Annotated in this window: 8 protein-coding genes; all 8 read left to right on the top strand. The window is 57.0% G+C overall.

What is annotated here, in order from left to right:
- Positions 1-7: 7 nt before the first annotated feature.
- Complete coding sequence (locus tag NO887_RS09445; RefSeq protein WP_256418085.1) at positions 8-649, top strand: DNA-binding protein; 642 nt, start codon at positions 8-10, stop codon at positions 647-649.
- A gap of 63 nt (positions 650-712) precedes the next feature.
- Positions 713-1,258, top strand: a complete 546-nt coding sequence (locus NO887_RS09440; RefSeq protein ID WP_256418084.1) for a hypothetical protein — start codon at positions 713-715, stop codon at positions 1,256-1,258.
- A 98-nt stretch (positions 1,259-1,356) separates the two neighbouring features.
- Positions 1,357-1,821 (top strand): hypothetical protein, encoded by a 465-nt coding sequence (locus NO887_RS09435; protein WP_256418083.1) that lies wholly within the window; start codon positions 1,357-1,359, stop codon positions 1,819-1,821.
- 131 nt (positions 1,822-1,952) lie between these two features.
- The gene (locus tag NO887_RS09430) at positions 1,953-4,409 is read left to right on the top strand and encodes an outer membrane protein assembly factor BamB family protein (RefSeq protein ID WP_256418082.1); all 2,457 of its coding nucleotides are present in this window, start codon (positions 1,953-1,955) and stop codon (positions 4,407-4,409) included.
- A gap of 104 nt (positions 4,410-4,513) precedes the next feature.
- A complete protein-coding gene (locus NO887_RS09425) occupies positions 4,514-4,882 on the top strand; it encodes a hypothetical protein (RefSeq protein WP_256397237.1) in 369 nt (122 codons plus the stop codon).
- Positions 4,883-5,019: 137 nt separating this feature from the next.
- On the top strand, positions 5,020-6,141 hold the full coding sequence (locus tag NO887_RS09420; RefSeq protein ID WP_256418081.1) for a hypothetical protein: 1,122 nt from the start codon (positions 5,020-5,022) through the stop codon (positions 6,139-6,141).
- A gap of 80 nt (positions 6,142-6,221) precedes the next feature.
- Complete coding sequence (locus NO887_RS09415; protein ID WP_256418080.1) at positions 6,222-9,080, top strand: hypothetical protein; 2,859 nt, start codon at positions 6,222-6,224, stop codon at positions 9,078-9,080.
- Between the two features lie 99 nt (positions 9,081-9,179).
- The gene (locus tag NO887_RS09410) at positions 9,180-15,203 is read left to right on the top strand and encodes a TrbL/VirB6 family protein (protein WP_256418079.1); all 6,024 of its coding nucleotides are present in this window, start codon (positions 9,180-9,182) and stop codon (positions 15,201-15,203) included.
- Positions 15,204-15,249: the final 46 nt, after the last annotated feature.

Below are 15,249 nucleotides of genomic sequence, written 5' to 3'. Positions count from 1 at the left end.
CAGACCCATGAGCCAAAGCACACCATCACGAAATCCCGCCCGGCGCGTGTTCGCGTGGGAATACAAAGACGCAACGTACGAAGAAACGAGAGGAGACGGCGATCGATCGCCCAACATGGTTCTCCTCCCAACCGGCCAGTGGGCGCACCGCGTGTTCCTCGTCGGATCCCTCGTCGACATCGTCGACGACCCGGACAGCGAGAACTACATCCGCGGCGAACTTCAGGATCCCACTGGGCGATTCCCGATCGACGCCGGCCAGTTCGAACCAGAGGCAATCGCGAACATGCGGCAACTTGACCCGCCCGAATTTGTCGCCGTCACGGGGAAGGCAGTCACGTTCTCTGGTGACTCTGGGCCAGTCCCGAAGGTCCGCGTCGAGAGCATCACCGACATCCCTGAGGCCCTGTACGATTCTTGGGTCAAAGACACCGCAGAGAAGACGGCCACCCGTCTCACGAACTTCAGTAACGACGCTAACGACGCAGCCGCTCTCGCAGCAGAGCGATATGGGACTGACCTCGAGCAGTACCGCGACGCGGCGATCGAGGCGACAGAGGAGGTCCAAGAAATCATCCGCGAGGAGATGGCCGACACCGAACCCGACCCGGATGCGTCCCCCACTGCCCCCGGCGTGGGACAGGACTAGATCGGCCGAACCCCACGCCCCACGCTAAGCTACGTATCACCGTTTCACCACACCAATCCCCTAATGGTCTACACCGAACTGACATCCTTCACTTGGCGTATTTTCGATATCAGCATTATCACTGCCGAAGCCCTCGGATGGGTTGCGTTTATTATCGGAGGGCTGGGTCTCGTCGCGACGCGGTCGAACCCAGCTACCCACAGGCGATTCAAAGGCCTCTTTCTGGGTGGCGGGATGGCACTCGTGTCCGTCCTCTTCGTCGGTGGATTCTACGAAGCTACCTCGTACATCATGACTGGCCACACAAACGGGATCGGACACGCTGAGAGTATGTACCCGAATCTGTATCTCGAACAGTTCAGTGATAACGATGGGATACTCCGGATACTGGACCTCTCAGGAACGTTCTCACAAATGGCCGCCATAACCGGTATGGCCGCAACGACGTTCGGCTCGGCACTGTGGGGTATCACGAAACACCGCAGCATCTTCCGCTCAAAATCACAGAAGATCACCTATGCTGGTATCGTTCTCATGGCCATGTCCGTAAGCGAACGGGCGTTTGCCGCGATCGTCCACGTCTTCATCAGCCTCATCTTCGGGGGCTGATTCGGGTCTGAAACGACCTGATGTTGTTTCAACTACGCGAGCCTACCCCCCCCTAAAGGCTTATAAACACATTCGCTGTACACCGTAGTAGGCCTAATATGAGCCATAAGACCGAGTACACCCGACGCAAAGCAGTAGCCGCAGGAGCGTGTGGATTGGTTGGTGCGATCGCCGGTTGCGCCTCCGTGACAGGTGACAGTGGCGAAGAGTCGGTAGATGAACCCGATCCAAACCCAGAAATCGTTGAAGTTGTCTCCGAGATCGGCAACTTCAGAAATACCGACGACCGGGCTCGGACCCTCATCTTAGTGAAGAACACTGGTCGTCTGGGTGAGTTTCGATTAACGATCGAAGCGTTAGGCGAGTCAGTCGCCCTTGAAGAGGCAGAACAGATCTTCTCACTCGACGCCGGCCAAGAGTATCAGACCCGGTTCGACATTTTCACCCACACGGGCGCGACGAACATCCGCATATTCATTGAGGCAACCAACTTCCCAGAGAATTTCGCAGAAACCGTGATCAACGAACAGAAAACGCCCGACAAGATCGACTTTAGCGGCTAACGCCCACCGAGCGGAGAACTGCCAATCTGTAAAACGTATCACCGTTGTGTGTCTTTATTTTGAACCGGATCGGGAAATTGAGGAAAAGGTATAAATCAGCCCCTTTCGATGTCTCCACGTACATAGTACACATGAGCAATCAGAAGCGAACCCTTACCGTTCTAGTCGTAGCTATCGCTGCGTTGGCCGTGGCTGGAGTCGGTTTTGGAATGGTCAGTGGACAGATCTTGTCCGAGGAAACATACTACGAAGAGGAATTCGAGAACACCTCCCATGTTGATCCAGATCAATACGAGCTGGAAGAGATGGACGAGATGTTCTTTGGCGGCACTCGCGAAAATGACGCACGAGTCGCACTGTACCGTGTGACGAATGACGGCAGCGGCCATCTCTGGCGGACTCGGACCAATAACAACGGTCGAATCGCTGGCATCGCCGTCATTGACGATGGAAGCATGGTGGCACACACCGACACAGATAGAAACGAGCTTCGCATGAGGAGAGCGGACACTGGCGAACTCGTTTGGTCCGTTTCTGACTCGAGTCGTCATCTGCGTGCAACCTCCGACGGCAAACTCATCACATCCTCTGCGGGGGGCCGAGTAAGTGCGTACTCCAAGGAAGTGAACGAATCAACAGGCGACCCAGACCAATACTGGCAGGTGAATATAAACCCCGACATCAGGTTTACTAAGATTCACCCCGACGGGGACAAAATGTACTACGGTGGTCATGCTGGTGTTGGCCTACTCAACCTCTCCGATGGGTCCTCTCTCTGGCACATCGATCAGAGCAACCCGACCAGCGATGCTGAGGGCTCTATCTTCTCTGGCGCAATTGAGCCAGATAGTGGTGACTTGTTCTACCACGACCGCGGTGATAAGATGTTCAAACGTGTTGACGATTCTGGTAGTCTTGTTGCTGAGTACCCTGATAGCACCGGCAACGACTACTACAGTACAATGCACATCGGCCCGCGTGGTTACATCTTCGCACATGGCGACGATGCTGTCCACAAATTCAGTCAAACATTCTCTGAAGAATGGGCACATGACGTGGGTAATAACCCACGTGCCGATGTTGACACCATGACGGTCGACGCGAACCAAAATGTCTACACCGGAACCTCCACTAATGGTGGCCGTTGGTACAAAATCGACGGCGAAACAGGCGATCTCAAATGGAGATATAGACCTGGTTCCAGTAACAACGACGAAACGCCCGGTACTGGTGCACTGAACTCTCTGAACGAGAACTTTGGATTCCCGAACTACCAAGGCCAGCCCGATACACAGGATGCTAGTGAGCTGGATTCAATCGATGGGTTCAGCGGTGCTGTGTATAACCCTGGATTCTGGAGCACCCAGAGTGAACCAACCCTGTCCGCAGCTGGGGACATCACGAGATCCTTCAGTGAATCTGCAATCACAGAAGACGGCGTTCGCAACGTCTACGTGATTGCGACCGTAGAGACTGGTAACGAACCCGTTGACGCCTCTATCAGACAGTTCGGTCAAGAAGTCGGCTCTGGGAGTATCTCCGGAAACTCCCGATCGGAGCTGACTGTTGAGTTTGAACCTCAGACACACGAGTTCGACTACACTCTCTCGTCAGATACGGCCTTCGAGATCGTCGACCTCAAGCTCGTGACGCTACAGGAAACGACCGAGGGCGACCCATTGACTGCTGAGGGCCCCGTTGTCCTTGATGCTGATCAGGGATATGACCGAACAGTCGGCGTGCTTATCAGCGCACTCGACATCTCGACGACCCACCTGCTGATCATCGTCATGATCGCACTCGTCGTCGGGTTCATGGTGTTCACGTACACGAAGAGTGTTCGCGGACAGGAACTCGCCCAATCACTGCTATTCGGCGCAATAATCGCCGGGGTTGTAATAATCGGGGTGGTTCCGACGTTCAACCTCGCCTCCTGGGTCTTCACTGGGGACATCGATCGGGCTCCCCTTGCGAACCCCGCACTCGAGGCGGAACCCCCGACGTACTACAGCACTGAGTTCCAAGACGGGACGATGAATGGTTGGCAGTTCGACTACCAGCGATCGAGTGGAGAAGCTCGCCCTGTCTCTGTTGGTGAAACCTTCAACCTCGACTTTAGTGGAACACCAAATGAAGCAGGGGCGGTCAGATATGACGAACATATCTCGTTGGGGAACGCCTTAGACACGGGCTTCGTCGACGTGAGGGGGATCGCAAGCGGTCAATCTGGTCTTGTTGGGCCTGTTCACGAGACGACTATGAACATGCGCGTGTACGTCACGGAAGATGGCAACCTCGAATCGGGCGACATGCTCGACCCGGACACGAACTACGTCAGAGAAGAGGGGGACAACATCGACACGTTCGTCCAGAACCACGAGCACGCCGTTGCTGTTGAAGAGGTCGCCCTCTCATTCAACGGCGAGGTTGTGACCAACGACCACATGGTCACATTCCCGCTTGAGGGAGAGTACGTCCACGTCGTACTAGTCGCATCCGACAACCGGGACGACGTCGCAGCAGAAGCCCAACTCGCCCACGTGCGTATTGGAGCAACTGTCGAAGGCATCGGCGAACAAGGAGAATAACCACAACTGGGGGGAAACAATCATATCCCCCGGTTTAGAATAGCGACTTAACGGGTTCTCAAACCCTTGTCGCACGAGCCAAACCAAACCTACAACGAGCCAAAATGACGACCTCAACGAAATCCAATACGCGGGCCACGCTGAAGTGGAGTGCTGCCTTCGCGTTAGTAACGACCTTGCTTGTCGGTGAAGCAGCGGCCACCGGCAGCCCCAGTACAATCATCCAAACATCCGTCACCGAACTCGAGATCATCAGCCTACTCGGCCGGATCCACGAGCTGCTCCGGAACATCGCGTACCTACTCGGTCCGATCATCCTGCTCCACGGCATCACGCTGTGGGCACTCGGCAGTAAGAACTCCTCGTGGTCGCAGGCAGGCTACACCGCCATGGTCGGCGGCTTCATCCTGTTCGGTCTCGCACTCGCGATGGACATCCTGCTCCAGTTAGCAGCGTTCATCGGCGACGTCTGATAGGGACGAAACGCCCTAACTCCGTTTCATATTTTTCGCAACCCTGACCGAGGGGTATGTCCGCACAGATATCTTATCAAATAAACAGGACAACGCCCAAAGATATATTATAGCGGTCTGGGTTGACATAGACGAAGATGGAGCCAGTCCCTGTCGCTGAGAAGTTGCTCAAAACGAAGCTCTTTGGCTTTTCATTACAGCGACTTCTACAGTCATACCTCGTTCCGATGGCTCCTGGCCTCATTCTGACCGTTCTCAACTTCCCCGCAATCATCTTCGGTCCGGCCGTGCTTGTGGGGGGCGCGATCGGGACGGCTGTCTACGTCCGAACACCAGAGGGACAGAGTCCAGCTGCGTTCCTGTTCGGTATGGTCCGGTACTATCTCGGGCCTGATCGATTCATGTGGAAGCCGATCCAGACACAAACAGATCCCGTTGAGATTCAGGATGGACCAGAGAACACGCAGACGGAGAAGCCACCCGAAGAGGACCACGACACCAACGCCATGTTTGGAGACGAAAACACAATTGAGAACCTCGACTTTGAAGCGGTCCATGACGACGGCGTCATCGAAACGGATGAAGCGTACGCGCTGATGATCGAGATCGAACCCCGGCCGTGGTTGATCTTGGATAGTCAGTCCCGAAAGGCGGTGTATCACTCCTTCTCACAATTCCTCATGGGGGTGAAATCACCAATTCAAATTTTCACCCTCCCCGTCCCGTTCAACGCAGAGGAATACGCCGAGAACGTCAAGAAGACGAACAAGAATAAGCCCCCCAACGAGAGCAAGTATCTCGAATTCGGTCGAATCCACCACGTTCAGTGGTTGGAGAAGACGATTGAAATGGGGGAGATCAGAGATCGCCGCCACTTCATCACTGTAACTGCTCAGAAGTACGAAGAACACGAGGAGGCAGGCGCGGGCTCTTTCCTCGATCGGTTCAGGCCCAAGGGCTCGAAGGTTGACCAGGAGAAGCGATACGATGAACTCTGGTCGCGGGCAGACAACGTGAAATCAGCTCTCCCCCGGACGGGTGTAGATACCAACGCCATCGACAACCGAGACGATGCGTTGGAAGTCCTCTACTACTACTACAAGGGCCGAGAGCCGCCGGCCTCACTAGACCACGGCTGGCTGACGAAAGGCCCGACCGACGCAGACAGCACGCCTTCCGGCACCGAGACCATCCAAGACACCGCCCAGACAACGCCCGAAGCAGACGATCCAACCAACCTCCCACGACCAGCAGACTAATGTCATCTGGACGAAAACGACTGGTCACTACCCACGTCTCGCCGTAAGAACAGCGGCTACACTATCATCCACATCACACTATGGCTATCAAAGACAACATCAAGGACAACTTCAACGACCTCATCGGAAGAGACACAGACACCGATGAAGGCGGTCGACTCGACATCGACAGTCTAGACGGTGAGCAACTCCAAGACGCGATCGAATACCTCGAAGCGATCGGGCGGGAAACGAAGCGAGCAGACATCGAGGAGGCCGCTTACTACCTCGATACTGTCGACGACGACATCGAGCTCTTCTCTGCGTTCGAAACAGGGGAAGAGCGAGGTCGTGTCGATCGTTCCATCGTCGCCCCGAACAACATGGAGCGGGAAACGAAATGGCACACTCGTGACGGGGACTTTTATCAGATCCTCACCACGACCAGCCTCCCGCGTCTTGTGACCCCCGGATGGTTGATCCCAGTTACGCTTTCAGAACACGACGTCCGACTCTCGATGCACATCAAGCCTCGAGACACCTCATCTGTGAAGGGGCGGCTTCAACAGCGACTAACGCAGATGAAAAGCGCGATTCAGTGGAAGCAGCGCCGGGGCCGGACCGACGTCTACGAAGAGGAACACGAGCGAAAGGAACTGGAGCGTCTCCTCCGCAACGTGATCGAGGGGACAACCAAGCTGTTCAACTTCTCGTTCTACATGGAGGTCCACGCCAACACTCTCGACGAGCTTGAGGAAGCCAGCCGGAGTGTCCAGCGAAAAGTGTCCGAACAAGGCATGGACCTAGCACCCGTCGAGGGCCGGCAAATCGAGAGCCAGCAAGCGATTGCCCCTGTCGGAACAGACCCCATCCGCAACAACAATACGGTTCAACTGGAGGCACTCGCGACGTTCTTCAATTTCGTTGAGCCGCCCGTTATTCAGCCAGAGGGCGTCCACTTCGGATTCGACGACAACAAGCGGCCCGTCATCGTCGACCGATTCGACCTTAGTGGATACTCAAAGGTTGTCACCGGGAAGATTGGCGGTGGGAAGACCTTCTCCGTCAAGATGGCCATGTACCGCCGCCAGCTCAACGATCCCGACATCAGGACGATAATCTTCGACCCGCTCGGAGACGACTTCGTGGACTTCACCGAGAAGATCGACGGAACCGTCATCAAGTTCGGCGGCGAAGACCGCATCAACCCGCTCCAGATCGAACCGCCGACCAACAACGAAGAGGCAACCGACCTCTACACGAAGAAGGTCCGGAGCGTCATCGAGATTCTGAAGACCTACTTCGACCAAGCAGAACGCGGTGGGATGGACGCTGGCGAAGAGGGCGTCATCTCTCAGTGTATCCACTACGCATACGCCAAAAAGGGGATCACCGCAGACCCCGAAACGTTCCACCACGAGTCGCCAATCCTTGACGATGTGATCGAGGGTGTACGGGTCGTCGCCCAGGGGGGCCTCAATTCCGAGACCTCGCCCGTCAACCAAGCGATGGCCGACGGTGCGGGAACGCTAGCGGACTGTCCGACTCGGACGAAGGAGATCGTCATGGACCCGTCCGACCAGCACATCAAGCTCGCTCAGAACCTCGTCCCGAAGTTTGAGTCGTTCAAAGAAGGCTCAGTCAACAACAACCTCAACGGCCATACGAACATCAAGCTCGACGACCGCACCGTCTGTTTCGACATGGAGGCGTTCGCAGACACGGGCGAGATGCCGCTGATCATGCACACGATGCTGGACTGGGCCTACCAGGAGGCTCGCAGAAGCCCCCACCGGATCGACATCACGTTCGAGGAGGTTCACTACTTGTTAGACCGCCCCGGCGCTCGGAACCTACTCAACCTCTTCATCCGCCACTCGCGCCACTTCGATGCGGGCCTGACGTTGATCTCACAGACGCCGGACGAGTTCCTAGAGAACGACCAGAAACGCGAAATCTACGACAACTGCGACATTAAGCAGCTGTTCTACCAAGAGAACGTCTCGGACAGGCTGATCGACTACTTCGACTTCAGTAGCGAGGAGGCTCGATTCCTCCGACAAGCAGCGAGAGGGAAGAACTCTGGCTTCTCAGAGTGTCTCCTGTCGACTTCAGAACACGGGCGGCGGCGTCTCGAGATCTGGACTGAGGACTTCGAGCGCCACATGATCGAAGAAACGCTCGACATCGAAGAGTACGCGAGACAGCAAGGCCACGAAGTCGGCCCCTCGGGCAAAAACAACGACGAGAGCAACTTCGGCTCATCCGTCCCCACAGAGGTTTCTCCCGAGCAAGAGTCCGGACCGACAGACGGGTTCGACGGTTCCCCACCGACCGGCCCCGCCGTGGACACCACCGAATACGACCACGAGACATTCGAGAAAGGCCAAACAGAATCTCCCCCGGAACCAGAAAATCAGGAAGTGCGCGACCCCTTCCGGGTTAGCAAGCCGGCGGGCAACCCCGAGGTCCCAAGCGAATTCGAAGATGAACAACCCACCGACGACACACCATCCGCGCCCCACCGTGACTCCGAGGCATCCACCCGGCCCGAGTCGGCTGTTGAGAATTCGGCACCCACGACCCCGCCGGGAGACCCCTTCGAGGAAGGGGCCGTCGAGGACGAACTCAACCGAGAGCCCTCCGTCGAAAGTTCGGACACCGACCCATCGACACAGAGCGAGTCCCCGGACGCACGTGACCAGATCGATGACGATACCGAATCGGAAGATACGCTCCTCGACCGCATCCTCCCCAACCGAGGCGGTTCAAGCGACGACGAGGAGGGGGGCATCTCTGAAACGGTAGACGAACACGAGAGCGAACAGGAAGACGGCCAAACGAGCCCGCTACCCGCGAAGATCGAGGCCTTCGCGGACACCGAGTTTGGCAGCTGGGCAATCAAGATGGTCCCACTGGTCATCATCATTATTGCCCTCATCGCACTCCTCGTCTTGTAGTCCCCATCGGGGGGTTAACTCACCGACATACTGATTACCCCCGGTTAAGAAGTAGAATTCAACGAAGCACACCCCCATCCCAGATACACATCCATATCCATGAATCCAACAATCCTCGGGAGTTTTCTCTGGTATAGCACCTTCCTCATCGCAGAGGGGCTTATCGATCGGTTCTTTTCATTTGCTCCAGAGTTCCTCATGGACGCGGGCAGGGGGGTCTTAGATGCGCTCCTCGATTTCGACTTAACCGACTTCATCATCATCGACCCGACCCCGTACGGAAATGCCGATGAAGCATGGATGAGCATGTTTGAGATCTCTCTCGCTCTCTTCCCAATCATGATCATCTTGGGTCTCCTCTCAATGCCGTTTGCAGATGAGCAGAAGACCAGCCTCTGGAGACAGGGGCTCCGAATCGTCGGCGTTGTCGCCCTAATGGCTGTCAGCCGACCGATCATCGGATTCGGCGTCGATGTTTCCAACGCGCTCACTCTCGCAATTCTCCCCGATGCCGGGCAAATAACTGGCATGTTGAATCCGGTCAGTGGCGGAATGCTTAGCATCGGTGTTCTAACTGCTGGTGGAATCATCATCGCGGCTTCAGCCGCAATTCTGGTGAAGGTGGTTATCGCGGTGTTCATCGCCCTCGCGATCGTTCTCACACTCCTCCAGATGAGAATCTTCCTCATCTACATCGTCTACATCGCCTCACCTCTCCTCATCGTCTTCTGGTATGCGGACTGGGGGCTTCTCGAGTCGGTCAATGAGTTCGCAAACAAATGGTTCCGGATGGGCACGTACACCCTCCTGTCCGGCCCCATCATCGCGATTATCATGCTCTCAATGGTCACAATCGCGTCTGACCCCGTGGCGGCAGACAACACCATCGCCGGTCTGTGGACGTACATGACGCTCATCCTGTGCTTCCCATTCATAATGATCGCATCCGTCTGGAAAATCGTCTCTTGGGCGGGCGAACCCATCGGTGCCGGACAGGCGATGACTGGGATGGCTATGGCAGGCGGCGCTGCTCTCGGCGCAGTCTCCGGAAAGCTCGGTGGTGCTGCGGGAGAAGCGGCACAGAGCGGGTCAAGCGCCGCTGAGCAAGCAAGCGGCATGGGCGGTGGTGGGGGTGGTGCCAGTGGCGGTGGTGGCGGTGGTGGCGGTTCCGGTGGAAGCAGCACTACTGGCTCAGGAACGGGAGGGGCAGCGGGCTCTGGAAGTGACCTCAACGACGTGATGTCGAGCCAATCTGGAGAGACCATCAAAAGCTCCAGCACGGAGTCTCAGGGTGGCGTCGCCGGAGACATGCCCGGCGGGACCGGAGCTGAAGCCGGCGGCCCCTCCGACGAGGTCACTGGCGTTGCCGGTTCGTCCGAAGCGTCTGAACCCAAAGGCTACATCGAAGGTGGTGTCTCTCGTGCGAAAGACTTCAAGGACCGAAACAAGTCCCGCATCTCGAACGCCGTCAGCAGCGTCTCTTCCAAAGCGGCAAGCAAGGGCTCGCCTGCGAACTTGGAACGGCTCTACGGCGATTACAAGCAACAGAAAGGAGACAAACGGGGAGCACAACTCGATCAGTTCAACGACTCCGTCGACTGGAGTCAGGGTGAACACGGTGCGATCGACATCGACCAAGCTGGCGAAAGCTTAGGCACGACGCCGCAAGAAGGCCAAGGGGTGTCCGAACTCACCGAAGATGGGAAGTTCGGATACTTGGACGAAGACGGCGAACTCCAAGTTTCCTCTGTGGGCTCGAATCGGGGCCGACTCCGCGGAGAACAGAACGACCAGTACGAACAAGCACAGGCCCACCACGAGCACGCCGACGAACTCGACGAGAAGATGTCTCACCATGCAGAGCGTCTTCAGAAAACCCGAAACAACATCAACAAGCACGGTAGTGATGTTGCTGATGCCTTCTTCAAAGAAGGCATGAAAGGGACGATCGGAGCTCAGTCACCGTATCTAATGGCCGGTGGTGGGTTCGGTGGCGGTGGCGGCGGAGGCGGCGGTAGTGGCGGTGGTGGCGGCGCGGCCCCGCAAGCATCAGAAGGGGGACAAGGTCACGAAGGCCCTGGACGACACCCGCCCGCGAACATCAATGCTGGCGATGTCACCGAAAACGCTGAGACAGTCGCAGAATCTGGAGAGCGATTCGATCTCTCCGACGATGTCCAGCTTCAGTCCTCACCCAACGCTACCGCAGAAGGACACGCACAAGAGTTCTCTGTCCACGATCCCGAGAGCGGTGACCAACTTGGAGACCTCGCCGTCGGGGAGGATGCCGACATGCGCTTCTCACACGGGGATACAGCCCGTCTTGGGAATCTAACCACCTCTGAGGACAGCGATGGGAACTTCCAGATGATGGCAGATGAGCATTCCCGGACCTTCGATGAAAACGAGGTCCGTGTAGACGAGATGATCGGCGACAGCAGCATAGAGGGCGATAAGACAAAAGTGTCCGACGTTACCCTTCAAGAGGACCCCAACAACGAGGGGAACTACTACGCGCAAGCAGAGAACGGAGCGCGAACGCCTGTTCATGCTGGTAGCGAAGAAGCAAACGAAAGCCTCTCAGAAGCCGTCGGCGATCGGGTTGACCTCGAGGGAGTAACCGAACAACGCTACGGCTTCAGCGAGGATACCCACACCGGATACGAGGGGGCCCACAACTACAACTCACTCAGAATCGGCGGATCCGGAGAAGGTGGCTCAAAGACGAGTGAGAGTAGCACTTCCGAAGGATACGGGATCTACGACGCCGACACGCGGGGTAGTAGTGAAACAACCACAGAGACTTCCGCGTCGGGAGGTTCAGGAACCGAAGGTTCGGGCGAGACCGACACCACGACTACCACCGAGCCGGGATCCGAATCCGAACGTTCCACCGACTCAAGCGAAGCGGATTGGGATGTGAGCACTTCTGCCGGTAGCTCTACGACCACGAGTGCCGCAACATCGGGTGGTTCCAGTGGCGGTTCATCTGACTCCTCATTCGGTGGAGTCTCCTCACCATCGGGCGGAAGTTCACCCTCCTCCGACTCAAGTTCGGGATCTGGCGGGTGGAGTCGCACAGAGCAGAAGTCCGGCCACGAAGTGATGGAGGCAGATACCGAAAGTGACCTCCCCGGATCCGTTGCTATGGAAGGCGATTGGACCTTCAGCGACACCACGCCCGCAGGACACGATAAGATCGCCAAGCGAGGAATCTTCACCGAAGCAGACGAAAGTGGCTCTCCGGTGGAGGACGGCGCTGAAGTTGGCTACGTTCGCTTCAGTGATGAACACGCCATGGGTTCTGACGATATGCCCGAGATCGACGGAGAAGAGCGCGACCCACAAAGCGGAGAAGTCGTTAACTTCGACTCCGACAATGGCTTCGCGACCCGGCAGTGGGCAACGAAGAACGCCATGGGCGATGCGAGCATCAACTCCGAAAAGCACGGCGGAGCGGGAGAAACCCCAGCAATGGGCCGAGACTACGAACAGGGGGAAGAAGTCGATCCCGACGACGAGTACATGCAATTAGTCCCGCATAACGACTCCACCTCAAAGCTTCACACCACAGAAGAGATCAACCACTCGTCACCCGACAATGGCCCCTCCAGCGATGGACACAGCAGTGAACCCAACACGCCACACAGCGAGCCCTCGAGTCACGAGAGTGAGTCGGCCGCAGAACACGTCGCCACCGAGAGCTCAAGCGAACCAGAAACTGACACCGAAGCTCACTCTTCAGATGGTCAGTCGATGACCACTGAGCACGTCGCCACCGAGAGCTCAGGCGAACCAGAAACTGACACCGAATCTCACTCTTCAGATGGTCAGTCAGCGGCCACTGAACACGTCAACACTCCGTTCGACTTCAGCTCCGAAACTGAATCCGGCGGGTCAGACACAGTTGAAGATGAAGACGTATTCGTTAGTGAAGGCGGTCAGACGAGTGAAGGTACCGGAAGTGAACCCGCTGAGGAACCCACGGAGGAGGGTGGGGGTTCAGAAACGGAAGAGGGAGGGGGTGACACCGGCCCTTTTGAACACGGGGGTGGTAACGAAATACATTCGAGCGAGGCTGCCCCCACCCCCACCGCTGGGGAGGACTTCGGGCACTTCGAGGCAGAGGGCAGCGAGACCGCGTCGTCGGGGGCTTCCGAATCGCCGGATGCAGAGGGTGAACCGATCGTTAGCGTCTCCGATAGCGACGAATGGAGCCACGACGCTCACAACTGGAGAGACCACGTCGATGAATCTGATGGAGAAGACGAAGGGTTCGGCGAAGGCCTCAGTGTGGATGCCGGTGCGATGCGGAAAGAGACCCTCGAAGACTCCGGAGAGGACCTCTACATCACTGATTACGACGCACTCGGAGAAGCGAACGGTGAAGAGAAGGCAGAACAGCTGAAAACGCAGTCCCTGATCGGCCATCAGTACACGCAGGAGATGGGCCACGAAACGCCCAACGTCGCGTACAACGCGGAGGAGAACGAAGTCATCCAGCAGGAGGTTGGTGGCGCAGAAACGGAAACGTGGGCCGTCGAGGACGCCCCAGATAGCGCCCTAGAGAACGTCGACAGAGAGGAGTTCGATGACCTGATGGGCTCGCAATTGCTGGCTGGAAACTTCGACACCAGCCCCGACAACGTCCACGTCGATGAAGAAGGCGGCCTCCACGTGATGGACTTCGATCGGACTGCTGACGATATCGGCGACGTCTCCGATAGCGCAGAGATGGAGATCAACGCCGCAGCCGGCGCGGACACGGGAACCCACATCGGGGAAGTCAACGACGACTTCCACACCGACAAATGGGAGTACGAGAAAGAAATCACCGACAGCGCGATCGAGACTGCGACCGAGCTCGATGAAAGCGGCGAGGTTGATGATGTCCTCGGGCCAGTCGAAGAACTCGAAGACGAGGTCTCCGGCGGTGAACACAACCGGGCCGAAGTGATCCGGAGCAACATCGATGCCGTCGCTGGTGAAGACATTGTCAGCACGGACGGCCACGGGCATACTGGTGGCGACGAACCGTCACACGACAGCTCGGGAGGTGACCACACAGAAACCCACAGCCCGGAACCAGAATCGGGACACGCCATCGACGCCGATGTGGACTACGGGAATCTCTCAACCAAGCAGGCCGAAGAAGGTGAGGAGTACATGCTTGAGGTGGGCGAACGGGAGGAGCTTTTCGAGAGTCTGAAAGCCGAACACGGCGACGAAGACGTTGAAAACCTCTACACTCGCTTCCAGATGCGAAAGCGGTCCTCGAAGTTCAATAGTGAAGACGTGACCAAACAGGAGATTGTCGGGAACGAGGCCCTCGAAACCGATCACCCGGTCCGAGACAACGACGTCGACTACGAGCCCACAGAGGGGGAGGTGGAAGTCCACCGTGACTTCATGGAGGCGTCAAACAAGTTCGTCGAGGAGAACCTCGCAGATGAAGATGGAGAGGCCCATGTCCACCGCGGGATGGGCTACAGAGGTAACGACATCGCAGCAGACCTCATCGATCACCCGGAAGCAGACGAAGTCGAGGTCCCGGAACACGAGCAGTCGATGGCCTATTCGACCAAAGAAGGGGTCGCACAGGGCTTCTCGTCGATGGAGAATTCACCCGTCGTTACGAGAGCGGACGCAACTGAAGAGGATGTACTCGCCGTCGACGGCCTCGGTTACGAGCCCACCGAACACGACTTTACGGAGTTCAACAACCAAGATGAAGGAGAAATTCTCGTCCAAGGCAAAGAGTCGATCCCGATGGAGGACATCCGATTCACGGGCGAGGAAAACTACGAAGACTCCCACGCGGGTGAGCGGTTGAAAGAGACCATGGAGAACCCGGAGGAGGCTTCAGAAGAGGATCACAACTTGGTTGATTTCACGGTGCGGAACATGGCGGCCGACAAGACGACCGGGCTGGAGACGCAAGAAGGCGCAGAGCGACTCCACAACTGGGGCGAGTACGTCCATGAAAACGAAGATGCTGTCCCCAGTCCCGGAATCACTGAACACAGTGTAAACAAGGTCCTCAACGAGTCGGAGGCAGATGTAGGTGAAGTCGGCGCTTCGGAGGAACACGACGATGGAGATGACGGCGCAGAATTCCTCTAAAGAGGACACTACAGAAAAATTGTTTTGTAGCACCCGTTGTGGGTGA

The organism is Halorubrum laminariae (assembly GCF_024494655.1).
Lineage (GTDB): Archaea > Halobacteriota > Halobacteria > Halobacteriales > Haloferacaceae > Halorubrum > Halorubrum laminariae.
Note: the sequence above shows the minus strand (reverse complement) of the source record. Positions and strands in the feature narration are given on the sequence as shown.